25 protein-coding genes are annotated in these 23,692 nt (G+C 33.0%); 6 read left to right on the top strand and 19 right to left on the bottom strand.

Features of this window, described 5'->3' with window-relative positions; all coding sequences use genetic code 11:
* Positions 1-164: 164 nt before the first annotated feature.
* Positions 165-707 carry a hypothetical protein gene (locus M3189_RS12990; protein WP_251634499.1) on the top strand — a complete coding sequence of 181 codons (543 nt, stop codon included), beginning with the start codon at positions 165-167 and terminating at the stop codon, positions 705-707.
* 171 nt (positions 708-878) lie between these two features.
* On the opposite strand, the gene M3189_RS12985 is transcribed toward M3189_RS12990, so the two are convergent.
* The 3 genes from M3189_RS12985 to M3189_RS12975 all read right to left on the bottom strand — a co-directional run bounded on the left by M3189_RS12985 (position 879) and on the right by M3189_RS12975 (position 3,219).
* Positions 879-2,000, bottom strand: coding sequence for a Shedu immune nuclease family protein (locus M3189_RS12985; protein ID WP_251634498.1), 1,122 nt, complete (start codon positions 1,998-2,000; stop codon positions 879-881).
* 488 nt (positions 2,001-2,488) lie between these two features.
* Positions 2,489-2,659 (bottom strand): hypothetical protein, encoded by a 171-nt coding sequence (locus tag M3189_RS12980; protein WP_251634497.1) that lies wholly within the window; start codon positions 2,657-2,659, stop codon positions 2,489-2,491.
* Between the two features lie 86 nt (positions 2,660-2,745).
* Complete coding sequence (locus tag M3189_RS12975) at positions 2,746-3,219, bottom strand: CBO0543 family protein (protein WP_251634496.1); 474 nt, start codon at positions 3,217-3,219, stop codon at positions 2,746-2,748.
* Between the two features lie 256 nt (positions 3,220-3,475).
* Between M3189_RS12975 and M3189_RS12970 the strand changes: the two genes are divergently transcribed.
* Entirely contained in the window at positions 3,476-3,979 is a 504-nt protein-coding gene (locus M3189_RS12970) for a MarR family winged helix-turn-helix transcriptional regulator (protein WP_251634495.1), read from the top strand.
* 218 nt (positions 3,980-4,197) lie between these two features.
* Here the strand turns inward: M3189_RS12970 and M3189_RS12965 are convergent, their stop codons facing one another.
* Entirely contained in the window at positions 4,198-4,887 is a 690-nt protein-coding gene (locus M3189_RS12965) for an HD-GYP domain-containing protein (protein ID WP_251634494.1), read from the bottom strand.
* Between the two features lie 1,122 nt (positions 4,888-6,009).
* On the opposite strand from M3189_RS12965, the gene M3189_RS12960 reads away from it, so the two are divergent.
* The 3 genes from M3189_RS12960 to M3189_RS12950 all read left to right on the top strand — a co-directional run bounded on the left by M3189_RS12960 (position 6,010) and on the right by M3189_RS12950 (position 7,685).
* Complete coding sequence (locus M3189_RS12960; RefSeq protein ID WP_285889634.1) at positions 6,010-6,462, top strand: hypothetical protein; 453 nt, start codon at positions 6,010-6,012, stop codon at positions 6,460-6,462.
* Positions 6,463-6,760: 298 nt separating this feature from the next.
* Positions 6,761-6,898, top strand: coding sequence for a hypothetical protein (locus M3189_RS12955; protein WP_251634492.1), 138 nt, complete (start codon positions 6,761-6,763; stop codon positions 6,896-6,898).
* Between the two features lie 319 nt (positions 6,899-7,217).
* The gene (locus M3189_RS12950) at positions 7,218-7,685 is read left to right on the top strand and encodes a hypothetical protein (RefSeq protein ID WP_251634491.1); all 468 of its coding nucleotides are present in this window, start codon (positions 7,218-7,220) and stop codon (positions 7,683-7,685) included.
* Positions 7,686-8,145: 460 nt separating this feature from the next.
* On the opposite strand, the gene M3189_RS12945 is transcribed toward M3189_RS12950, so the two are convergent.
* The 15 genes from M3189_RS12945 to M3189_RS12875 all read right to left on the bottom strand — a co-directional run bounded on the left by M3189_RS12945 (position 8,146) and on the right by M3189_RS12875 (position 22,696).
* Positions 8,146-8,412 carry a hypothetical protein gene (locus M3189_RS12945; RefSeq protein WP_251634490.1) on the bottom strand — a complete coding sequence of 89 codons (267 nt, stop codon included), beginning with the start codon at positions 8,410-8,412 and terminating at the stop codon, positions 8,146-8,148.
* Between the two features lie 83 nt (positions 8,413-8,495).
* A complete protein-coding gene (locus tag M3189_RS12940) occupies positions 8,496-9,170 on the bottom strand; it encodes a hypothetical protein (protein ID WP_251634489.1) in 675 nt (224 codons plus the stop codon).
* Positions 9,171-9,540: 370 nt separating this feature from the next.
* Positions 9,541-10,008 (bottom strand): hypothetical protein, encoded by a 468-nt coding sequence (locus M3189_RS12935; RefSeq protein WP_251634488.1) that lies wholly within the window; start codon positions 10,006-10,008, stop codon positions 9,541-9,543.
* Positions 10,009-10,255: 247 nt separating this feature from the next.
* Positions 10,256-10,594 carry a YolD-like family protein gene (locus M3189_RS12930; protein WP_251634487.1) on the bottom strand — a complete coding sequence of 113 codons (339 nt, stop codon included), beginning with the start codon at positions 10,592-10,594 and terminating at the stop codon, positions 10,256-10,258.
* A 170-nt stretch (positions 10,595-10,764) separates the two neighbouring features.
* Complete coding sequence (locus M3189_RS12925) at positions 10,765-12,075, bottom strand: hypothetical protein (RefSeq protein WP_251634486.1); 1,311 nt, start codon at positions 12,073-12,075, stop codon at positions 10,765-10,767.
* Between the two features lie 294 nt (positions 12,076-12,369).
* A complete protein-coding gene (locus M3189_RS12920; protein WP_251634485.1) occupies positions 12,370-13,767 on the bottom strand; it encodes a hypothetical protein in 1,398 nt (465 codons plus the stop codon).
* A gap of 26 nt (positions 13,768-13,793) precedes the next feature.
* On the bottom strand, positions 13,794-13,943 hold the full coding sequence (locus M3189_RS12915; RefSeq protein ID WP_251634484.1) for a hypothetical protein: 150 nt from the start codon (positions 13,941-13,943) through the stop codon (positions 13,794-13,796).
* Positions 13,944-15,441: 1,498 nt separating this feature from the next.
* A complete protein-coding gene (locus M3189_RS12910; RefSeq protein ID WP_251634483.1) occupies positions 15,442-17,097 on the bottom strand; it encodes a hypothetical protein in 1,656 nt (551 codons plus the stop codon).
* 32 nt (positions 17,098-17,129) lie between these two features.
* Positions 17,130-17,591, bottom strand: coding sequence for a Panacea domain-containing protein (locus M3189_RS12905; protein ID WP_251634482.1), 462 nt, complete (start codon positions 17,589-17,591; stop codon positions 17,130-17,132).
* Positions 17,592-17,928: 337 nt separating this feature from the next.
* Positions 17,929-18,177, bottom strand: a complete 249-nt coding sequence (locus tag M3189_RS12900) for a hypothetical protein (protein ID WP_251634481.1) — start codon at positions 18,175-18,177, stop codon at positions 17,929-17,931.
* Positions 18,178-18,439: 262 nt separating this feature from the next.
* Complete coding sequence (locus M3189_RS12895; protein WP_251634480.1) at positions 18,440-18,625, bottom strand: helix-turn-helix domain-containing protein; 186 nt, start codon at positions 18,623-18,625, stop codon at positions 18,440-18,442.
* Positions 18,626-18,778: 153 nt separating this feature from the next.
* The gene (locus tag M3189_RS12890) at positions 18,779-19,369 is read right to left on the bottom strand and encodes a class D sortase (protein WP_251634479.1); all 591 of its coding nucleotides are present in this window, start codon (positions 19,367-19,369) and stop codon (positions 18,779-18,781) included.
* Positions 19,370-19,498: 129 nt separating this feature from the next.
* Positions 19,499-20,260, bottom strand: coding sequence for a succinate dehydrogenase iron-sulfur subunit (gene sdhB, locus M3189_RS12885; RefSeq protein WP_251634478.1), 762 nt, complete (start codon positions 20,258-20,260; stop codon positions 19,499-19,501).
* Positions 20,261-20,266: 6 nt separating this feature from the next.
* Positions 20,267-22,024 (bottom strand): succinate dehydrogenase flavoprotein subunit, encoded by a 1,758-nt coding sequence (sdhA, locus tag M3189_RS12880; RefSeq protein ID WP_251634477.1) that lies wholly within the window; start codon positions 22,022-22,024, stop codon positions 20,267-20,269.
* 63 nt (positions 22,025-22,087) lie between these two features.
* Positions 22,088-22,696: a succinate dehydrogenase cytochrome b558 subunit gene (locus tag M3189_RS12875; RefSeq protein WP_251634476.1), complete on the bottom strand. Its 609-nt coding sequence runs from the start codon at positions 22,694-22,696 to the stop codon at positions 22,088-22,090.
* Between the two features lie 448 nt (positions 22,697-23,144).
* Here M3189_RS12875 and M3189_RS12870 point away from each other — a divergent pair, with 448 nt between their 5' ends.
* A complete protein-coding gene (locus tag M3189_RS12870) occupies positions 23,145-23,597 on the top strand; it encodes a YslB family protein (protein WP_251634475.1) in 453 nt (150 codons plus the stop codon).
* Positions 23,598-23,692 lie beyond the last annotated feature (95 nt).

The following is a 23,692-nucleotide window of genomic DNA, read 5'->3' as shown; positions in this document are numbered from 1 at the left end:
TGGATTAATAGTTCCATAAACTACTCGGTTGACTTAAAATATAGGTAAGAAGAAACTAAATTACTGGAGGGATACTTACGAAACATATACTTTCTTACAATGCTGATATTGAGAAAAATGCGTACCTAAACTGGCGAACTCATAGGCATGAACACATTCACAATATGATTGTTTTAGCAGACGGTTTCATGTCTTCCGCTCTTTTATTAACAAAACAAGTGTTAATGGATAATAGTGATAAAAAAGCTGACTCATTAATTTATCCTATCCTCTTTAATACCAATCATGGGATCGAAGTGTATCTAAAAGCAATTTCTTGGTCATTAAACATTTTAACTAATACTGGTAAGGAATTTAGAACAAATCATAATCTAAATGATTTATTACAAGATGTAAAATCACTGGTTTATTCATTTGAATGTGATAAAGAAAAAATCAAAGTTTTTGAGGCAAGAATTGAGCCTTTGGATAACTATATAAAAGAACTTTATTCTAAAATTGAAAATGTAAAACCTAATGGTAAAAAGTTTTATAGTATTGATTTTTCACGTTATTCACTTACTATTCAAGGAGAGCCACAATTTTATATCAATGAATTTGATAATGTAGTTGTAGATATGGAAAATTTCGTTAAGGTATTTAATCAAATACATAAATCATTGGACGGTTTTGCAAGCCATTTTTTATACGACTACGAGGACCACTAATTCCTAGAGAAACATTTCTCTTACATCCAGAAATTTTTATTAATAAATTGATGTAAGAGAAGCCCCCCTGAGGTGAACCAGTTAATTATTTATATGGGTATTCTTTGAACAAAAAATGGTTTTGACTTTCAAAAATTCTCAGTACCAAATAACGAACAAAACAATCATTTTTTATTCGTTTAATAAATCTAGAAGCAGCGATATACGATCAAATAACTCATCAAAAGTTATGATAATTACGTTTTTCATCTCCTTTCTATACAGTTCAAAGGATTGTATTTTATTTTTTTCCTCATTTCCAATCGTACCAGCTATTACAACGCAAACTGGATCAAAAACTGAAAAATCTTCATCGGAGTCATTTGATAAACTGTTATAGTTTTTTTGTATTGAGTCTTTGTAAGAAAGAACTTGAACTATTGCCCCTGATAAATCTGGATGGATTGAATACACTTTATTTCTATATTGATTTGATAATAATAACTGCGTTTTAGGGGTTTTAATTTCTATTAAGGATACATCTTTAGTAATTCTATTTTGATAAATAAAATCTACTACTTTTCCACCTTTGTTTCCAATACTTTTACCGCCTAAATATGCTTTTTCGTCCAAAAATAGAACTGGGCTAGAAAATACTTGACTTAACACCCAAGAGTTTTCACTAAAAAGCCGTTGCCAAAATTCTTCATCTTTATTTTCCTTATGCTCTTCCCAAGTTTCAAGAAGTTTTTTCATGTTGGTAATTCCGATCAAATTATTAAGTTTTTCTAAATCCTTCGAACTTATTTGTTGCAATTTATCTAACATTTCTTCCGCATGATCTTGTTGGACCACCCATTTAATACTATCTGTTATGTATTCCCCTTTTGTCTCATCCATTAGGGCTTTAAAAAGATCACGATCGTTAGTAAACTTTTCTACCATTGCTTTAATTTCACTGTCAGCAATATAAAAATTATTAGAACCATACGATATTCCATATTCTTGATGAATTTGATAATACATATCCAGTGCTTCTCGGAGTTGTAATAATTCCCCTGATTTTAATTCAAGTTTAATCCATTCTGTTGCCTTTAACTTAGTAAGATCAAATTCCTTGTGGTCTTCCCAATCATCATTTTTCTTTTTCTTTTGGAATATAAAGCAACCCCTTACAGCAGCCTTTACATCATGGGCGTTATTAACTAACTCTGGTCTAAATAACAATCTTGTCAGTTGATTCTCACGAAGTATAATGTCCTCACCTGTGCTTGAGTCTAAAGATGTAGAATTTGTCTGTATTTTTAATACCATTCTCTCCCCATCCAATTCATCATAAATTCTATCTTCAAATTATAACAAAAATTTACATTATTATGGGGGTATTTTCTAATACATTTTATCTAGGTAATATGAATCACCACTCTTTTTTACTTCTTCTACATATTCAGCATGTTTCTGGCATTTAATTGATGTAGGTTTTGGCATTATGTTTATAAGTCATTTTGAATCAATACTCAAACCAATCATAAAGCCGAAAACATGCAAGTTTTCATTTAATGCAAATTCTCGGCTTATTAACATTCAAAAAATATACTGACATTAGAGCATTTTTTAATTGCAAAATACACATTTACAATGTTAAGGAATTAGAAAGATAAAAAAGCCTAATTCCTCAATATATTTTGCGAGAAATTAGGCTTTTGATCTTCCACAAAGGAAACCATTTAAGTTTAAGTACATTTATACACTAACAAAATTTCTAATCTCCCTGTTCTTTCCTTTTTTAACACGGTATGAATTTACATTCCACTTGTTACACCAATTCCTTCACCTGTAATTGCTGTCGCACCATCTGAAGCATTGCACAAACTTCTGATGGTTTTATCAAGCGTTCCATCCATTGTTTTCCTAAGATATGATGGTTTAGGACTCCCAAGTGGAACAAGCCTAGTCCTATCATCGATAATCACAACTCAATAAATCTGTTTCTTTGTTCCGCTCCTTCCTATTGGTAAGTATATCCCATACTTAATGTCCGTTTGCCACAGTCTATCATTTAAATTCGTTTGAATTTTTTAAAAAACCATCTGTAATATCCATAGGCTAATAATAAAGTAATCAACATACTAACCCAACTATAAAACCAATTCCATTTAATGTATTCTATATTATCAGTGTATTTTTCAATTATTATTTCAAAAATAATTAACACTGAAGGGAAAGACAATGAGTAAATACTTTTCCTTAATTTTGACCCTTTTTTAGGAAAATATAAATTAAATAGTATGCTGAATACTGGGAATATTATAAATTCAAATGTGAAACTTGTGCGGAAAGCGTAACTAAAGTATCGAACTGGATATTCAATTAGTTTAAACTGAACAGTCACCCCACTAAGAATCCAAGTTAATGACTGCATTATAACTAGAGATAGGCTTGCTTCACGTAACTTTCTTAATGGGACAAGGAAAAGTAATAATCCCACTGAAATAACGCATGAAGATATTTCAATCATATTTTCTACCGTCAATAGTAACATCCCCTGATTTAACAATTCCTGCAAACAATTCGATTTCACTATTACTTATTCCCCAATATTTGCGCCCGCAAATAAATTCTATCAATTATTCTTTGCGTGTGCAAACGTTTTTTTATTTCCAAGTTAGTGCCTAAAAAGGTTATAATCAATTTCCAGAAAAATAGATTCAGCCAATCCCATCTAGTTTAAAGGAAAAGATGATGGGAACAATGTTTATACTATAAATTTTATATGGAGGACTAATATAATGAATTCAAGTAAAGATCTGATTGCTAAAGCTCATTTAGTATTTTCTTTTATTAGAGGTCTATATTTATTAGCAGAAGATGAACTACGACAAAATATAAAAGAACATGGTTTAACTTATTCGGGTTTTAGAATTCTTTGGATTTTATATTTTGATAAAAAAATGAACATGACGGATCTGTCATTTATATCACAAACAAATATATCCAATACATATCGCCAACTAGTAAAACTTAAAGAACAAAACTTGGTGTTAATTGACAATGGAAAGGATGCACGAAATAAAGAAGCCACATTAACAGAAAGTGGGAAAAAATTTGTGGATGATGTAATATCCAAAAATGAAAAAGTAACGAATTTAGAGTTCATCACCATATTATCAAAGATTCCAAAGGAAGATTTAGATAAATTTATCGAAGTTGCCTCCATATTAAGTTCCCAATTAATAGGGCAACCTTTCACTGATTGGGTTTTAAAAACAGCAAACAAAATTAAGGAGAATTAATTAGATGGAGGAAAAGGGCAGAATTATAGCAGGCTGACAATCATTATTGGAACTACTTCTTGATGCCATTATAATCTGACAGATGCGAATAGCCCTTACAAAAACGGATGAAATCATCTGTTTTTGTAAGGGCTAACTAAACTGAAAAAACTTGCTATTTTGAAAAGGGATTTCATTTTTAAAGGATGGATTTTTGTTAACATAAATTAAAAGTTTTTTTAGATCGTTTCTGTTTTTTTGTGTGATTCAATTAAGTTTATAGCCTTGCGCTCCACTTTTATATCCTTTTCTTGAAATATGTCTAGGAACGCATCAACTACTTCAGGATCAAATTGTGTCCCCTTATTTCGGCGAATCTCATTAAGAGCAAAATTCATATCTAATTCAATTCTATAAACACGTTTGGAAATCATCGCATCAAACGCATCAGCAACACCGACGATTCGAGCAGCCAATGGAATTTCGTTGCCTTTTAATCCTTTCGGATAGCCTTTCCCGTCATATCTTTCGTGATGATATAAAACAATATCTAAAATACCATTTCTCTTTAAACCCTCAACATGTTTAAGCATTTCATATCCAATTACTGGATGTGTCTTTATGACGTTATATTCTTCCGAAGTTAGTTTCCCTGTTTTGGTCAAGATGTTTTCAGGAATACCAATCTTTCCAATGTCATGCAATAACCCCCCTGTACGAATGACATTGCACAGGTCTTTTGAAAGGTTCATTTTTTCGGCTATTTGCATAGCGTATCTTGATACATTTTCAGAATGATCAGAGGTATAAGAATCCCTGGAATCCAAGGCATTAATAAGGGATTCCGTTAAATCTAAACTATCTTTTTTCACTTTCTGAACATATAGCATCATACACGCTGAAATGAACGTAACTAAAAAATAAGTCACTAAATAAATAAAAAAGACACTCTCTTCTGCCTTTGGTACGAAATAAAACCTGAAACAAACCACTAAAACTGAGAAAATGAGCAATAACACGGGTTTATTATAAAAGCCAATACCTAAAAAAATCACAGAAACAATATAAAACACGAAATTATCATTATGAGGAAAAACAATACTGAGAAATAAACTTAATGATAAAAATATAAAAAAAATGTAGCGATAATTATATTTTCCTATCTTTTCAACAAATTTATCCAGCATATCTTCTCCCTTATTTCAAATATAGTAAAATTGGAATAAAACTTCCTTTAAAAGATACCATATTTTTTCCTGAAAAAGTCCCTATTCAAAATAGCAAGTTTTTTCAGTTTATTTAACCCATACAAAAATGGATTTTTTATAAGAATTAGGTACATCTGTAAGGTTAAAATCAAGAATTAGGCAGCGAGCGTTAGACATTACATGAAAAATTCAAAAAATTACTGACAATGATCTGCCTAATATTTTGGTTGATAAATATCAAATTTATATGTGATTTATTGGATATTTTTAACCTGTTTTAGAGTTTTTTATAGAACACCCACCACCTTGTTTCTTTGCAAATCGTGCATGAAGTAATTCGACTAGAAAAATAAGAATAGATGCGGGAAGAAACCTTTTTATGGTGCATGACCCTAATAGGGGTAGTGTTAACCATGACAATAAAACCAGAGCAACGTTAATTAATCTTTGAATTTTTATTGTCAAAGCCTTCACCATTCTACCTTTTTCTATTCACGAAATAAGTTTTGTGAAGAATTGCACTTAAAGTAAAGGGTGCGTTAGTGAAAGAAGAAATAATTGATTTTATAATTGAGATCATATTTTAGTTATTCTATTATAGGTCGCAATTCTGCAGCAAGAATTGTGCTTTTTCTTAATGTTTAGGGCCTGATATTTGAATAACACTCGGTGGTAAGTTTGGATATTTATGGAAAACTAGAGATTGTAGGAATATACTTAAATTAACGGATGCAGGTTTGTTAACAATAACTTACATACAAGTTTCATTTTTTGGAAACTTTACCTATGAGGAATATGTTTTCGAAATGGAGTTGAATAAATGTGTCAATAAAGATTCAAAGGTTGGTAAACATCGCTATGGTCCTACTAGCGTGGCTTACGATACCTTTTTTAGGGTTACATAATATAAAAAGATTTTTTCCAGCTTCACTCCTTATTGTAATTTTTGAATTTATTAATGTACTAATTGGGAAAAGACGTAAATGGTGGGTTTTTTATAATAAACCCAATTCTTATTTATTTAACGAATTTCCTTTTAATATTGGTCCGTTTTTGGTAGGGTCTATGTGGATATTAAAATGGACACATGGAAATTTTAAACAGTTTATTTCGCTTAATGCTACTGTTAATGCTTTCTTTGCATTTACTTTAATAAAGTTACTGGAAAAGTTAAAAGTAGCTAAATTAGTTCGATTTAATAATTTACAATTTTTCCTGTTTTTCTTTTACAAAGCACCCTTGTTATATGGGATTCAATACATTATTGAAAGTAAAAAGAAATATTCATCAACTTAGACATTTTTTCCGTTAAATAAGAATAAAAAGATTGCGAACTAATTCACTTAAAGTAAAGGGTGCGAGAGCTAAAGAAGGGGCTGCTACGACAGCACTTTTTTCTTGAACTAGAGGTGCAACTTTGTGGAAGAAGGGACAAAATAGATGGGTGAAATGTTTCATTATTTCGGGGAATATTTTTCTAAGAAAAAAGCAATATACTAAATGGCTACTCGAATCTTCTAGTACAGAGCATAATTAGATTTTTTTAGACAGTAGCTTGACTAACATAAAGATGTAGAAAAGGAGGGTATAAATAATGACAAAACGTAAAAACAATCGAAATCAGCCACATTCTGGGGGCAGTAAGTCTGCCGACACTGAATTTGGAGCAGAGTTTGCACAAAGTAAAAAAGCCAGGAAAAAAGCAGCTAGAGAGCAAAAAAACAATAGATAATCATAGGGTGTTAATAAATAAATTTTAAATTGATTCTAAGCTCAGAGCAAGGCTTTATTTCTTCATCCAAGGCGGGATAGAAGCTTACTCTTTCAGGAAAGGTGGAGTATATATAGCCTTGCTCTTAATCAGAAGTTTATCCTACAAATAGGTATTTATGTATAGATTGAATTGCGAAATATATTTTCAATATCTAACTGCTGAATAAAGGCAGCTTTTTTTATTGAACTAACGAAAGCCGATTTGTAAAATAAAAGTTTTTTCTACCATTTGGATTAGTTGTTATAAAAATACATATCATAAAATTTGAGGTGGTAAAATGAAAAACTCAAAATTATTTTATACAGCTTTGCTAATTCTTCCTTGGCTAACAGTACCATTATTAGGTCGAAATTCATTTAAAAAATATCTTCCAGCAGCAATATTTATTTGTACATTCACAAAAGCAATAGATATATTTGGTGAAAATAAAAAATGGTGGCGATTTTATAAAGGAATACCTCCCTTTGATAGCATGAATTTTTTTAATTTTGGTCCTTACTTTGTTACAAGTCTTTGGATGTTAAAAATGACTTATGGTAAATTTCCATTATATTTAATTTCTAATATGATTCTTCACATTTGTTTTATCTACCTAGGTGGTATAAATCTAGTAAAACGCTATAAAATATTTTCCTTAGTAAAATTAACAAAATTTCAATACTTTGCAATCGACCTTCTAAGAGGATTACTTCTATACAGCTTTCAAAATATTAATGATTTTAGTCATATTAAAAAACGCTATTAACAAATAAGCAAATTGAGTGGATTACTGAATAAATAAAGCATTGTATCTAGTGCTTTTTCACATCATTTTGTGAAGGAATTCACTTAAACTAACAGGAAAATATATACAGTATCAGCAACAAAATATTGATATGATGCACCTTTTATCATTGTTTATATGTAATTGTAGAATGGGCGTTTAAGGACTTGACTTGGAGCCTCTGTGAGTACGATTTGTCTTGAAAGGCTGAAGCAGTTGTTTCATCAGGCAAACGAGCCTATCATACCCACTTCTCCAAGTAAAGTCCTATCGTTGTTTACGTTGAAAACTATATTTACTTACTGAATATAATGAGTAAGCGAAGTTAGAAAAGTGGCTGTTTTTGTTTCATTATTTACGATGGATACGGTCAAAAATCATACTGTATATTAATATCCCATTTGCCTTAATAAAAAAAGAGTTGCGGATCAGCAACCCCTTGTTAAACCCGCTTAAAATAATTCAAATTAAGTTCTGTTTCATAACAATCAAGAATAACCAATAAACTTTCCTTTACTTTTCCAGTGTTAATTTCAATTGTGTATTCATAATCATAAAACCTTCCCATAACCCTTTCGTCCCCTTTTGGATCAAGGAATAAACTGATTGTGGCTTTTTGCTTAACCATCTCAAGTATTGGTAAAATATCATGGTATTCTTTTTCAAAGAAAATAAAATGATTTTCCTTTTCTCTAAACTTTACTAGCAAAAAAACACCTCCCGATTGTATTTTGTATTTAACAAGTGAAAGGTATGTAAATATTCCTGACCCAAATAGAACATAGAAGAATATTATTTGAACCAACCGAAAATGCCTTTTTTCCTTTTTATCTTTTCCCCAGTTTGTTCCAATATTTTTTGAATCCCTTTCTTTAATTCTGTGTTACTTTTCCTTTGATCCAATGTTATTTGAAAGATGAATTTTTTTAATTCTTGTAATTCATTATTTAATTTATTTACTTCATGATCATGCTGCGCCAGTTTTTGTGCGGCCGTTTTACCCATTTCAACATTCATTTTTTTCAGCAGGTCATTTTGTTCCTGTACGGTTTTTAATTCGGTTTGAAGTGTATCGATTTTCTTCAACGACTTAAGTGTATTTTCAATCTCCTGAAATCGGTTTTCGTATCGTTCAAAATCTATTTGAGCAGGAGTTAACTCCGTATCAGTTACAGTCTGTATCTTTTTTTTGTTCCCTACGTCCACCATCACCATTTGTGCTAAACTCTTTACATCAGCATTGGTTTTTTTGCTCATTTCGAACATTTTTCTAAGATATAAAATATCCCGTTCCACAAACATCCTAACCTCTATTTTTCCACGTTTGCTTTTGGCAAATTGGTACCCTTGCACTTCAAGTGCCTGGGCATATTTTTTCACCGTCGGCTCTGAAAAATCAGCCATCATTGCTACATCTTTGGTGGTAAATGCTTTTTCACTTGTTTCTATCAACTCATTATTTTCCACGTCCCCCCACCTCTTGCTTATGTAATTCTATATCTGTTACAAAATCCTTCTATATCCGATATTCATATCTAATAAACTACTTTTGAATATACCACCCAAAACGTTGCTATATCGATGTTTTCAAAACTGATTCGTGTCGCTATCTTAAATCGCACCCCAAAATCCTAGACAACAAGTTGTCCAAATAAAAAAGAAGTGAAATCACTTCTTTTCTTGTTCGGATTCCCTTCGAGATTTCATTTCTTAAAAGATTTATCTCGATTTTACCTAGTCTTATCAGTACATTTTCAGGAGTTGCAAATAGGTTGTTATATCCCAATTGCTGTTCAAAAAAAAATACGCCAAATTTTCTATACCTTTAAGAGGCAGGTTATTTACCTTCAATATAATTAACTTTTGCTTGGTTTAATTGTTTTTCAACGAGCCCCCAACGATTGTCCAATATTTCGATATCCTTAATACTGATTTCCCCAAAATGTTCCTTATATGCACTTTCCCTTGCTTTATCCATAAATTCATCTAATTTTTCCGCTTCATTATTAACAATAATTGTTACCCACCAATGTTCAAACCCTTCTTCTTCTATTTCGGAATACAATTTATCAGATCTTTCCCTAAGTCCATCCCTTTTTGAAACCCATTTTTTCCTACTTTCTTTATCCATACTAATACTTTCTTTTAAAATTTCATTTAGTCTTCTTAACCTCGTAGAAACATCTGCCAATTCTCTAAATTTCCTCCGAATTGGTTCATCCACTCTCAACTTCTCTAAGGTTTGCATCAATTTTTGTTGTTCTGCTTTTATGACAAGTTCCTCAAATACTTCAACCATGTCCATTTTTCTTCACCCTTTGTTCCAAAGTAATTTTCCTAATCTCTGATAATTGATTAATACTTTAGTTTTATTTTAAAAACAATAATTAGAAAAAAATAATATCAGCGTAAAATACCATATTGTAGACTTCTGACTTGAATTATTAAATCAAGTGAAAATGACCTAGCCTCATTTTGAGTATTAACTTTAAACCGCCTCTCCATATGGAAGGAGGTTTAAATACTATAAAAAACATTATTATCATTTTACCCTAATCAACTACCACCACACCGATAACATCCTCGAAACTTATTTTCTCGTATACTCTTGGCTCTATCTCCACATGAAGTTGATGATTAATCGGGGCTAAATTATGAATGCGGCCATATATTTCTTTTGTAAAACCCTTTTCCCATAAGGTCAGCATTATCTCAAGGGTAAATTCCATTGCAAGAGCAATGTCCTGATCAAACTTTTCAGCCTCATTTTCATCTATAATGGGCTTAATCTGTCGCTCTTGATCTTTAAACATTTCACGCTGCATTTCGAATGCTAACGATAAAAAAGAAGCGGCTCTCCATTTTATTTTCCCTCTATCACGAATTGACATTAATATTCCTCCTTTATTTACATTATACAGGAACAGGTGTTCCTTTTTTTATCAAAATAAAAAACGCCTTTTTGGCGATTTTATTAATTATGCATACCATGGTACAAATGAAGGAATTCGAAGTAGCCCTGCTTTTGTTATATTCCTGTACTTTATACTGCATAAGTTGATCATATAGGACGGATAATTCCAGCTTCAATACCCGCAATCATGCTCTCATTTACCTTTCTTATTCCTCTTTCGTTTTCTATTGCTGTAATCCATTTAGAATTAAGATTCCTAAATAATAATTCAAAATATTTTTTTGCATGTGTTTCCAAATGTTTTTTGTAATCATTAAAAGACTCATAAGAACCTATATACCTAAAATAGGTTTCAAAGAGAAGTGCATCATCAAAATATGTATCAATTATAAAACAAAAGGTTGAATCATTAGGGAAAAAATACTTCTTCATCTTTTTCAATAAATCAAATTGTTTTTCATCTAATTGAAACCAATCATTAGGCAAAAGTTTTCTTTTTTCTGGATTACTTTTATCATACCTGTGTTCAATTGCTAATTTTGAAATATATTTTCCTGAAATTACGACCAAAACATCAGAAATTCGAAGTCCAACATGATTTTTAGAATCTTCATCTAATTTTATTGATTGAAAATTTAATTTCTTGAACGGTTCTAATGGAATCCCTTCATCAAGAATCAGTTCTGACGATTGCACATTAAATTTATTTGCAAGACTCATTTCTGTAATCCACAAGTCAATATCAAATGACACTTTGTTCCAATCAAATGTGACTTCATCAAAAGGAGTGTTCTGAATTAAATGCTTTGTATTTCTAATCGTTTGAATTAACTTCTTATATTCCTTTATTTGGACATTCATTCTCTTAATATCCTTGTTCTTCTCAACAAAAGCCGCCATATCTTTTTGAATTTCTGTAAGAACTTCTCTATTTCCCTTATTCGAATCAAAAAAAGATTGTATTACACTATAACTAGCTTCAATCTCCATATATTTTACAAGAGAATATTTTAAGAGCCGTGCCGATTCTATAAATCTTTTTTCTTCTAATTTAAGGATCCAACTTGTCAATCTCTTATCTGCAACTAGAGACATTTTATTTATTGAAAATAATAAATTATCAACGTGATTTTCAAGTAGTAAGTCAAATAGGGAAATATAAAAATCTAGTTCACGACCCTTAAGACTAGCAATACCATACTTAAAATTTTTTCCCAAAATATATTTTCCTTTTAATTCTTCATTGTCAGGAAAATTTCTAGAAGACATGTATTCTTTTTCTAACAATTTATACTTCTCTTCAATTTCATGGAGGCTTTCCTCATCTATCTTAATTAAGTCAGCAACATAAACATGCATGTTGTCATTTCCTAATTTAATTTTTTTCCTTTCATCATAGGGATTCGTCATCCTAATTGTTTCTTGCGGCCCTTTTTCATCAATATATAAGTAATCCATTTTTTCATCCTTTCACTTCTAGTTTGATATATCTACATCTATTTACTATTTAAAATCATAGCAAGTTAGATGTTGCTTAATTGCTTGAGTACGTATCAACAATATCTCCTTAAGAAAATGAAACTAAGATTTACTGATAATAATAACGAATATAATTCTTGGATAAATCATACATTCCTATGTCATCTTAAGCAATCATATTTCCAGGATCTTCCTAGATTTTTTGTTTTTTTATTACCTCATTAATAAACACTTTCAAAAAAAAAGCTAAGAAAGGAGGATTGGAGTTCGCCCTCAATCCTCTTTTCCTTCTTTGTGGTTTTTATATGGTTTGTTCGCGTCTCGGCGATTGTGAGACAACTGCTGTGCTACATACAATTCTTTCAATGTCCGCCACTGGGCTTTTTTTAATTTTTCGAATTGGTATTTTGGCACCATTACAGGTTGCCCTTTTTCATCAAAAAACTTTTTATCATCAGGAACTTTTCTTATTTTTCCTGTTTTTTTATTCTTCACTTCCTTCATTTTTCGAACCGTGATGGTTCTTCCCAGTGTATCCAGTGCAAGACTTCCGTCAGCATTACGTTTAAGTTCGTACTGCGGTTCTGTTTTTTTTATCGGTTTATTATGAGGTTTATGCCAATTACCGTTCTTATCCTGAACTTCAATATCTGCCAGTTTCATTATTTCAGTTGCAATCCATTCTTTTTTATCATTCATCGACATATTTTTGGTCATTTCAGGGATTTTTTCTGTGTCGTAATATTCATAGGTTGCAGAACGAAAAGCATGGATTCCTTTCCAATCGATTCCCGTTTCTTCACACGCATTTTTGATGATTTTTTCTATTTTGTCATGTGAAACATTGCCAAATATCATGTCATCTGGTGAAAATTCGCCTTCTTTATAGATTTTTTCCAATTCTGATTTTGCTGCATTCACTTCTGCTTTTTGTTTTCTTCCTGCTTTCATTTGTCCATCGTGCATGAAAGTCATTTCATCTTTGATTTTCCCTTCTTCATCCACTACATCGCTCCAGGTCATATGTTCAACCGTACCTATTCGCTGTCCAACGTATGTATACGTGCTGATTGCCAATTTCACCATAGGATCGTCAACTGCCTCATACAATTCTCTAGCTTGTTTCAGCGAATATCCCTTTTTTCCGTCCGTTTTCCCTACACTTCGGACGGCGGTCTCCTTGCTTCTGTTTGGAATGCTGTCGACGATTTTACTTCCTCCTCTGCATTGTCTCATGAGTGCTACATGACTTTTAATTCCACCTTCTACGGTGCTTTCGAATACTTTTTGAAGTTTTGTCACATACTCCCTCGCACTCGACGCTGCAACTGTCGCTTTCTTATGTTCAACAAATTCTTTTAGATGGTGCTGATTAATATGTCCGATACGTTCGACAGGCTTCGCTCCTTTTGTTTTTTCAAAAAAACCACTTTCTGTTTTCTCTTTATCTTTTTTGATGATGAAACGAGAAAAAGCAGAAGCCATCTCACGGGCTTTATTGACATTTGAGTCACTCCAAATCCCTGAAGCGTAATTGTTTTTTTCTTTTATTTCGCTTTTTGTCATCGGTGTTCCATCTACGTGTTTTGGGCGATTTTCAATCACTGTCATATCATTTTTTAAAATTAACCGAGTGAATTCGGCATTTAATTTGTAAAATTTATTTCGCATTTCCTGCGTCCATCCATCTTCATCTCTTATTTTGAGTCTTGCCCAAGATGGAGTCTTTTGTTTACGGTTGTAACTTCTTTTTTGAAGATTTTCTTTGATTCTCTGATCTTTTCCTTTTCAGACTGGTTTTTTAAACTTATGTTTTTTGAATTTTGCTGTTTCCCCTTATTTTTCAACCTCTCCACCTCCCCACTCACATGATAATTGAAAAACTTGAAATTTGAATAAATTAGTCATTTTATTTCAAATTCAAAGTTCAAAAGCTGCTCGCCGCATGGCGCAACGGTTCGGTCCGTTGCATCAACCGAGAGCTTTTGTCCCCACCTCCAAACTTCCAAAAAAAATTGATTTTTTCGCCGTTCAGGCTCAAAAATAGCAATTTTTTTCTCGTTCTCCTGTGGAAACAAGCTCTCAACCTAGAAATTAGCAGAAATCGCTAATTTTAGGTTGAGAGCTGTTCGTTTGCCCGTCACACCAACGATTGCAAAGCCTTCCACGTTCAGTGGAAGGCTTTGCAACGTCGTTTCTAGGTCAAGCCGAGAGATCTTAAGAGCGTTACTGCCATCTAATCCGATTGATTTTTTATGTGCATTCTGATGAATGTACATAAAAAACCATCGGAATCATGCTACCAGATGCAAAAAGCACCCATCCTTTATCAATTTTTAAAAAAAATGATAAACGCTGCGTGTTACCAATCAACTTATATTCATTACTCTCATTCCTATAACTCAATAGAAATCGTTTTCTTACACAAATTTCGTGAAGCAAGGAGTATCCATACGGACCTCGGAGTTATAAGTTTGATTTCATTCTTTTGTTTCTCGCATTCTTTTTAATCGTTTTTCCCTGAATTCTAAAATACTAATTTTAAGCAAAAGATTTCCAACCTCCGAAATACAGAGTTCTTTCGCTTCTTCAAACTCAATTTACTTGATAATTCCCATTTTCTTTTCCTCCTGTTTAGGTGTATTTTTGTTTCATTTCCAAAGTCTAAAATGACGTTGCGACAATTTGCAGACCTCTTACTGCGATTATCTCATTTGATGTCTCACCAAACGAAACATGAACACGTTGGATCAAAACACATCTTATCTCACAAACTTGTGCGAGGATTTTCGACTGCCCGTTCCCAACTCATAATAATGAATCCATTACGACGCATAGCCTTGAATTGCAAAAAGGAACACATAGGGTGTTCATTTTTGCAAAGACAAATGCGAAGGTATTCGTTCGTCAAATAATTATCAGTTACTAAATACTTAATAATACTAACGCCGATTTAACTGAATGGAACAAAAAAAGGTATTAATTTGCCCATTTTTACAATTTTCATTTATAATGAATGATTTGATTAAAATAACACTCTTAAAGTACAAAAATACCCCTTCATTCTTTATTTATCGCCCCACTAAACTTCTCCCCCCGACAAAAGAAAAAAAGCACAGAGAACGTCTCTGTGCCTTAAAGAATGCATTAAAATTCCACCAATATGATTTTATTATTTTTTACAGCATTACTATATTTCCTTTCCTACTAATTTTGCAACGATGAAGTTTATGCTCTTTTTTTAGGTACCTCTTATATAGTGGCTATAAAAGTAAATTAATATAACAAAATTTCAACTTCCTGGTTCTTGATAAGCAAAAAACCCAATAAACTTTATTGGGTTTTTTAAATCTTTACATACTTATACATATCTGAAGATGGGTTGGGATATTTAATCTCATCTTTAAATTCATCATCTTTTAAGCATATCATACCATATTCCTTATTTAGTCCTTTAAGTTTCAATTTAAAATAGTTAAATTTCGATTCATTGCCAATAATCTCTCTAATACTAATAATCTCAAAATCAATTAATTCTTTAGTATTACCGATTTTTTTTAAAAACAATTGTTGAAGATACACCAATGTAGCGACTTTTTCAAGACAATAAAAATATGATACATCACTAAAGTTAAAATTTACATTTATTTCTTTTACAATATCATAATTTACCTTCAACCACGGATCATCAGGATTGAGTACATACGGCTTATTAAATTGGCGTAACTTAATAAATGCAGCATTCAAACTTTTATTATCAAAATTTTGAATTGATACCTTAATTAAATATCCAACGCAAGCATAATGACCTAATTCAATGGCTTTTATCATACATAGGATGAATAAATAAATTAGTTTTTCGTCATTATCCTGATTTTGTAACTTTTCTTTTAATTTATTAAAATTAAACGATATTCCCCCATTAGGAGCCTTAATTTGGCGATTATTTCTTTCTTGCATTGTAAATGCAATGTTTGCTACATCAGTTAGGGACTTAACATTGTTTTTTTCGACTGAAACAATCAATAAACTATAAATAAGTGCCATCAAATCTTCTTGTCTATATATTTGATCAGAGTCATTTTCAAGGATATTCATATTTCGTAATATGCTTACAGCATAGTGATGTTGCTTATCGGAAAGCAAAGTTAATGAATCAAATACCGTTTTATAAAATTCATTATAAAATTCTTTAGAATAAAGGCTGTTTATTGGAGGTACTAAATTTGTAAGATTTTTTATTACCTCATTCAAATCCTTTAAACTATTTAGTGATAAACACTGTGAAACTAACTGAACATGCTCCTTCAGTATCAATCTATAAAATTTGAAATACTCCTTGCTATACATTTTGTAGAATTCATTGTCGTAATTAAATAAATCTGCAATTTCATTATTAATGTCAACAATACTGGAACTAAATTCTTGATTATTGTTTGAAAAATCAATTGGTAAATTGTATTTCACTTTAGAAAAGAGAATTTGGAAATTTGATTCTACTAAAATAGTAAGTTTAAAGAAACAATTTGAAATATTTTTTTTCTTAATATACCTCAAAAATTGAGTTATTTCATCACCGTTTCTATCATGAATTCTTATTTTTTTTGATTCAACTTTTAACTTTAATCTGTTTTTTACTTTTTTAATACGTGTGGTATTTTCTGAAAATGTATATTTTATATTAATTGATCTTAATACTTTATCATATGAGAATCCGACAGATAACAACCATAGAATAAAAACAGTTATTGGGGTATATTTATAATTTATTACAGGCAAAAACTGCAAATAGGGAAATAAAATTAAAAGTATTGAAAAGACTATATAAAAAAAGTATCTAAATGAAAATGTAAAATGTAAAAGTGAATAAGCAATGTCCTTTTTTTCTTTATAAAGAAAAAAGTAAATTGTAAAACTAAGCGGAAATACATATCTCATTATTGTACTTATTCCATTTACTAATTGATTATTTATTTCTTCAAATAGTCCCAGTAAATCCATAATGCCTCCTAAAAAAAAGAGTGCCTATTATGTTAGACACCCCCTAAATATTCTCTTTCAAAGTAATCAGCAATGAAGTAAGGATCAATTGGTGTATTACTGTACTGGTGCCATGCTAAATTATTTCTTGCATTTAACCATGGCTCTTCCTGATGAGTAATTCTTTCGAGTTCTTTCCCTGAAAAATTTCTAAATGTTTCCCAAACCATATCTAGAACTTCGATATCTTCAGGTGCAATATTAACTTCATGTTGCTCAACAATATCATGATATTTGTAATTTGAAAAATGTCTGTATACATTAGGAACTACTGGTCCGTGGACCCATGCTTCTATGGTATCAGGAAATAATAATTCTCTGTTTGGATGTCTAGCAATATAAAATCCTTGAGCATAATAGAGGAGTTTTTGTAGTTTTAAATTAGTAACGCTTTCATTCGTATTTGGAACACTTCTATTTATAAAATAAAATGCAATCATTAGTGCTTCATACATATTTATCCCCTCCTCATAAATATTATATCATATTATGGCAAAAGACAGTCAATAGTCGGAATATTTACACACTTATTATTACTTTTTTCATTTATTCCATTATAAATAAAAAACCAAAAGGATTTTGGAGGTCCCTTTATGCTTAAATAATACAGAACGCTCGTTCTGTATTCAAATGGATTGGAAGGCGGAAAAGAAAAAAATCTTCCTTTTTCAAAGAAGATTTTTCTGTCCGTTTATTATAGTGTACAAGCAAAAATATGCAATTCATGGTTCAGCAAGAAAAAAGCATAAGTGTTTTTAAGCGAGTAAGAGGAGATTGTAAACCAAATTTGATTTATTTATTTCTGGCTAATTTGTCTTCTATGCTCTTTTGGATGATGACCGTTCGGTAAGCAGATACATACAGATCGCTTAATAGACCGTTTTCCACTAATTCATCCGAAAGATTCTCTTCTTTTGCTTTTTTGCGATAATCTTCTCTGAATTTCAAATAGGTTTCGTCTTTCAATAAATTTTCTCTCACAATATCTGTGCGCTCGATATTGTAAATGTCCAATATTTTTTTCAATTTGTTGTTTTCCATGATGATGCCTCCTTTTTTTCCAAATCTATCTATTCGACAAAAAAAAGCAAATTCCTCTATTTAAGAGGAATTTGCTTGCTGCCCCATTCCACCAACAAGATTCGGTTGGAATAGGGGTCAATGAACCATCTTGTGTCCATTTCGTCTGTAATCATTTGAATCATGATTAGCCCTCCTTAAAGATAGCCAACCATTGTTTCTCCTACTCACATATATATGAGCCAGCATTTATTTTATACCTAGACCTTAATAAATCAAGGGTTTAAGGACGAAAAATTATGGGTGATTCATAACATTTTACATTGGAAATATGATTTCGAACCGTCTTCTCGCTTATAAATAATTCACCAGCGATTTCCTTAGTAGTTTTATCCTGTACTAAGAGTTCGAATACTTCTCTTTCACGTTTGGTGAGTAACGGCTTGTGAGTATATTCATTCTCCTTCAAGTATTGTGACCCTCCTTGCCTTCGCCAGTTATGATCCGTTGGGTGGGTATATATTTAGTCACGATATCTTATGTGAATAACACATTTGTAGTGACTAGAATTACTAAAGAAGAATGATTTTATAAAAATAAAAAAAGCCCCTTTCTCAGGACTTTAAATGGGTTTTGCATAAATGATATAGCGCTGTGGAGCGTTTCCGACAAAACGGAATGGATAACAGGTAATGACGATTAATTCTTCCTTCGTATTTTGCAGGGTAATGACGGTTCGATCGTCCGCATCAACGATTTTGGTATTGGTCAATTCATATTTAAATTTACCATTTGGCATGTGCATCACAAAAGTATCTCCTGGCTTTAATTCACCTAAACGCCTAAAAACAGTATCACGATGACCAGATAAGACAATCTGACCGTTCTCTGCAGGAAAATAGGATCCCTTGTAATGCCCGACACCCTTTTTTAGATCATTGGGGTCCGTTCCTTCCACAATGGCCAACTCCGCTTCAATCTTTGGTATCTTCAATAACCCAATTGTATCACCAAACTTGGGCGGATCGACTTTTTTAGGGTTTTTAAAAGGTTCTTCCTCATCATAGGTAGATTCAGCCTTTGCTACAATTTCTTTCGCTTCTTTTAGTGAAGCATCAGTCTGAAAATAAGTCTCGACGATTTGCCAGACTCCGACTCCAATGACAATTAATCCTGCCAAAATCATTATTAACGGAAGCTTTTTCACCCTCATATACCATCCTTTTTCCGAACTTAAAAATTATTACTATTAGTATACCAAAAGGCTGTTCAAAAGTCCTAGCCTCTGGATAGAAAAACCTTCTTTTCATAATAGAAAAGAAGGTTTTTCTTAAATTAAGAGTTACGCATTATCGCTTCCAAAGAAGTTTCTAAATGCTTGGATTGTCGTGTCACGGTTTAGAGCTGCAATCGATGTAGTTAATGGAATTCCTTTCGGACATGATTGAACACAGTTCTGTGAGTTACCACAGTTTGCTAGTCCACCATCGCCCATAATCGCTTCTAAACGTTCTGATCTGTTCATTTCACCAGTTGGGTGAGCATTGAACAAACGTACTTGTGAAAGCGGCTGAGGTCCAATAAAGCTTGAGTTGCTGTTTACATTTGGACATGCCTCAAGACAAACACCACATGTCATACATTTTGAAAGCTCGTAAGCCCATTGACGCTTTTTCTCTGGCATACGAGGACCAGGTCCCAAATCGTACGTTCCATCGATTGGTATCCAGGCTTTTACTTTCTTTAATGCATCGAACATTCTGCTGCGGTCAACCTGTAGGTCACGGACAACAGGGAATGTTCTCATTGGCTCTAAACGAATTGGCTGCTCTAATTGGTCAACGAGTGCCGAACAAGATTGACGCGGCTTTCCGTTAATAACCATTGAACATGCTCCACAAACTTCTTCAAGGCAGTTACTATCCCAAGTAATTGGGGTAGTGTCTTGTCCTTTTGTATTGACAGGATTTCTACGAATTTCCATTAAAGCAGAAATTACGTTCATATTTGGACGATACGCTAGCTCAAACTCCTCTTCATAAGGAGCAGAATCAGGGCTATCTTGACGTGTAACAATAAATTTCACTGTTTTATTTTCAGACATATCTTCCTACTCCCCTTTCTTTTTTGCATAGTTGCGTTCACGAGGCTTGATTAATGAAACGTCAATCTCCTCGTAATGGAAAGCTGGTGCAGATGAGCCATCAACAAATTTTGCCATTGTTGTTTTTAAGAAGTTTTCATCATCACGGTTCGGGAACTCTGGCTTATAGTGCGCACCGCGACTTTCATTACGATTATAAGCACCAATAGTGATAACGCGTGCCAATTGTAGCATGTTTTGTAATTGACGTGTAAAGGTTGCTCCCTGATTGCTCCATTTGCTTGTATCTTGAATATTAATATTTTTATAACGCTCTAATAACTCTTGAATCTTGTCATCTGTTTTTAATAGTCTGTCATTGTGACGTACAACTGTCACATTATCAGTCATCCATTCGCCAAGCTCTTTATGAAGAACGTACGCATTTTCTGTACCATTTAAAGACATAATGGAAGACCACTTCTCTTCTTGTTCCTTGACATGACGATCAAATACAGTTGATGAAACAGCATCTGAACTCTTTTCAAGACCCTTGATATATCTAACTGCATTCGGCCCAACGACCATACCGCCATAAATAGCAGATAGTAATGAATTCGCACCTAAACGATTGGCGCCGTGCTGTGAATAATCACACTCACCTGCAGCAAAAAGGCCAGGAATGTTCGTCATTTGGTCATAGTCAACCCAAAGTCCGCCCATAGAATAGTGCACGGCAGGGAAGATTTTCATTGGAACTTTACGCGGATCGTCACCCATGAATTTTTCATAGATTTCAATAATTCCACCAAGTTTAATATCTAATTCTTTTGGATCCTTATGCGAAAGATCTAGGTATACCATGTTTTCACCATTAATACCTAACTTCTGGTCTACACAGACAGAGAAAATTTCACGTGTTGCAATATCACGTGGTACTAGATTTCCATAAGCAGGATATTTTTCCTCCAGGAAGTACCATGGTTTTCCATCTTTATAAGTCCAAACCCGACCGCCTTCACCACGAGCTGATTCACTCATTAAACGAAGCTTATCATCTCCAGGGATAGCAGTTGGGTGTATTTGAATCATTTCACCATTAGCGTAATATGCACCTTGTTGATAAACGATTGATGCAGCTGAGCCTGTATTAATAACTGAGTTCGTTGTTTTACCAAAAATAATTCCAGGTCCGCCGGTTGCCATAATGACAGCATCTCCTGCGAAGGATTTAATCTCCATAGAAGTTAAATTTTGTGCAACGATTCCGCGGCAAACACCATCCTCATCGACAACTGATCCTAAAAATTCCCATCCTTCGTACTTTGTTACTAGACCCGCCACTTCGTGTCGACGAACCTGCTCGTCCAATGCATAAAGTAGCTGCTGACCTGTAGTCGCACCAGCAAATGCTGTTCTTGAATGCTGTGTACCTCCGAAACGGCGGAAGTCTAAAAGTCCTTCAGGAGTACGGTTAAACATTACACCCATCCGGTCCATTAAGTGAATAATTCCAGGTGCAGCTTCACACATCGCCTTAACTGGCGGCTGGTTAGCTAAGAAGTCTCCGCCATAAACGGTATCATCAAAGTGTATCCACGGAGAATCTCCTTCTCCTTTAGTATTTACTGCTCCATTCATACCGCCTTGGGCACAAACGGAGTGGGAACGCTTAACTGGAACAAGTGAAAATAATTCTACAGGTGTCCCTGTTTCTGCAACTTTGATCGTTGCCATTAAGCCGGCTAAACCGCCGCCAACTATGATCACCTTACCTTTACTCATTGTGACTCACTCCCTTAATCCAAAAATCCGATATTTTTCAACACGGAGTATGAAGTTAATTTTTTAAATAAAAGCTAAGATTGCTCTAATTCCTACAATTGAAAGAACCACGAAAACTCCAATTGTAAAATATGTAGAAATTACTTGAGAACGTGGGGAAACTGTAATACCCCAGCTAACCAAGAATGACCACAAACCGTTCGCAAAGTGGAAAATCGTTGAAATGACACCAATCAAATAGAAAGTAAGCATGAATGGTGAAGATAAGATATCAGCCATCATGTCATAGTTAACATGGGCACCAAATGCTGCTGCAACGCGAGTTTGCCATACGTGCCATGTAATAAAGATTAGCGTAATTACACCTGAAACACGCTGTAATAGGAACATCCAGTTTCTGAAATATCCATATTTTCCTGCGTTGTTTTTTGCAGTAAATGCAATATAAAGCCCATAGATTGCATGAAATAAAATTGGTAAATAAATAATTACAGTTTCTAGGACAATTCTAAAAGGTAGGTTCCCCATAAAATCTGCAGCTTTGTTAAAGGACTCAGCCCCTCCTGTAGCAAAATGGTTGACTACTAGATGCTGCACAAGGAATAAACCTATTGGAATTACTCCTAGTAATGAATGCAATCTTCGATTCAAAAACTCTCGATTCCCCGCCATAATTAACCCCCCTTGAATTTTTAACATGATGTTAAGCCTTTTTTCACAATTTAATTTAAATAGATTCAAACTTAGCACCACTGTGACAAATATGTGACATGTCCATTTTACTCCCAACGGGTATAAGCGTCAAGAAAACGTATACACAAAAGTTGGATAAAAATAAAATTTTTAAAATATATTGATATTATAATAAATTATAAGTTTCTCTACTTGAAAATGGAATTATCTAGTATTAAATCCAGTAGAATTACAACGAATAATTAAATTTTCTTCATAGTCTATATTGTTAATTGGGAAACATAAATTATGATGAAAGATGGGCTATTGTATTGCAAGATAACAATCCTTTACCACTCTAATGCTTTACACTATATTCCATAAAAAGTGTTCTTACTTAAAGACGTTATTGTATATAATAGAATGGTAGAAAGAGGGGATGCTATTTATGAATGAAAGTACTGCCGTCGAACTTACTTTACAATCCGATGAATCAAGAAATATTTCACTATTTGGTTATGAACTAATCAGGGAATTCGTATTGCCCGAAATCTTAGGCAAGGACACCCCAGAGATTCTGTATTGGGCTGGAAAAAGTTTAGCTCGTAAACACCCATTAAATACACTTGATGACATCATCGAATTCTTTTCAAGAGCCTCCTGGGGACAGCTCGAAATAAAAAAAGAGCGAAAAGATGAAATCGAATTCGAACTAGTCAGCCCGTTAATCGTTTCACGAGTCAAATCAAAAGCAGAACACTACTTCCAAATCGAAGCAGGCTTCCTTGCGGAGCAAATCCAACACCAAAAACAAGTCATCGCCGAAACCTTTGAACACCCAATAAAAAAAGCAAACAAAGTCCAATTCACCGTCAAATGGGATCGAAAAGACACTATTTGATGGTGCCATTAACAACCGCCATTAATGGTGCCGCCATTAATGGTGCCTGTCACCATCCGTGGACACTGTCCACCTCAGGCGGACACTAAGAGTAA

Source organism: Neobacillus niacini (assembly GCF_023715415.1).
GTDB lineage: Bacteria > Bacillota > Bacilli > Bacillales > Cytobacillaceae > Neobacillus > Neobacillus niacini_C.
Note: the sequence above shows the minus strand (reverse complement) of the source record. Positions and strands in the feature narration are given on the sequence as shown.

Coding starts and splice junctions, on each gene's coding strand:
- M3189_RS12990 (WP_251634499.1), top strand. CDS start 165: ATGATTGTTTTAGCAGACGGTTTCATGTCTTCCGCTCTTTTATTAACA.
- M3189_RS12985 (WP_251634498.1), bottom strand. CDS start 2,000: ATGGTATTAAAAATACAGACAAATTCTACATCTTTAGACTCAAGCACA.
- M3189_RS12970 (WP_251634495.1), top strand. CDS start 3,476: ATGAATTCAAGTAAAGATCTGATTGCTAAAGCTCATTTAGTATTTTCT.
- M3189_RS12955 (WP_251634492.1), top strand. CDS start 6,761: ATGACAAAACGTAAAAACAATCGAAATCAGCCACATTCTGGGGGCAGT.
- M3189_RS12950 (WP_251634491.1), top strand. CDS start 7,218: ATGAAAAACTCAAAATTATTTTATACAGCTTTGCTAATTCTTCCTTGG.
- M3189_RS12935 (WP_251634488.1), bottom strand. CDS start 10,008: ATGGACATGGTTGAAGTATTTGAGGAACTTGTCATAAAAGCAGAACAA.
- M3189_RS12930 (WP_251634487.1), bottom strand. CDS start 10,594: ATGTCAATTCGTGATAGAGGGAAAATAAAATGGAGAGCCGCTTCTTTT.
- M3189_RS12925 (WP_251634486.1), bottom strand. CDS start 12,075: ATGGATTACTTATATATTGATGAAAAAGGGCCGCAAGAAACAATTAGG.
- M3189_RS12920 (WP_251634485.1), bottom strand. CDS start 13,767: ATGCGAAATAAATTTTACAAATTAAATGCCGAATTCACTCGGTTAATT.
- M3189_RS12910 (WP_251634483.1), bottom strand. CDS start 17,097: ATGGATTTACTGGGACTATTTGAAGAAATAAATAATCAATTAGTAAAT.
- M3189_RS12905 (WP_251634482.1), bottom strand. CDS start 17,591: ATGTATGAAGCACTAATGATTGCATTTTATTTTATAAATAGAAGTGTT.
- M3189_RS12900 (WP_251634481.1), bottom strand. CDS start 18,177: ATGGAAAACAACAAATTGAAAAAAATATTGGACATTTACAATATCGAG.
- M3189_RS12890 (WP_251634479.1), bottom strand. CDS start 19,369: ATGAGGGTGAAAAAGCTTCCGTTAATAATGATTTTGGCAGGATTAATT.
- sdhB (WP_251634478.1), bottom strand. CDS start 20,260: ATGTCTGAAAATAAAACAGTGAAATTTATTGTTACACGTCAAGATAGC.
- sdhA (WP_251634477.1), bottom strand. CDS start 22,024: ATGAGTAAAGGTAAGGTGATCATAGTTGGCGGCGGTTTAGCCGGCTTA.
- M3189_RS12875 (WP_251634476.1), bottom strand. CDS start 22,696: ATGGCGGGGAATCGAGAGTTTTTGAATCGAAGATTGCATTCATTACTA.
- M3189_RS12870 (WP_251634475.1), top strand. CDS start 23,145: ATGAATGAAAGTACTGCCGTCGAACTTACTTTACAATCCGATGAATCA.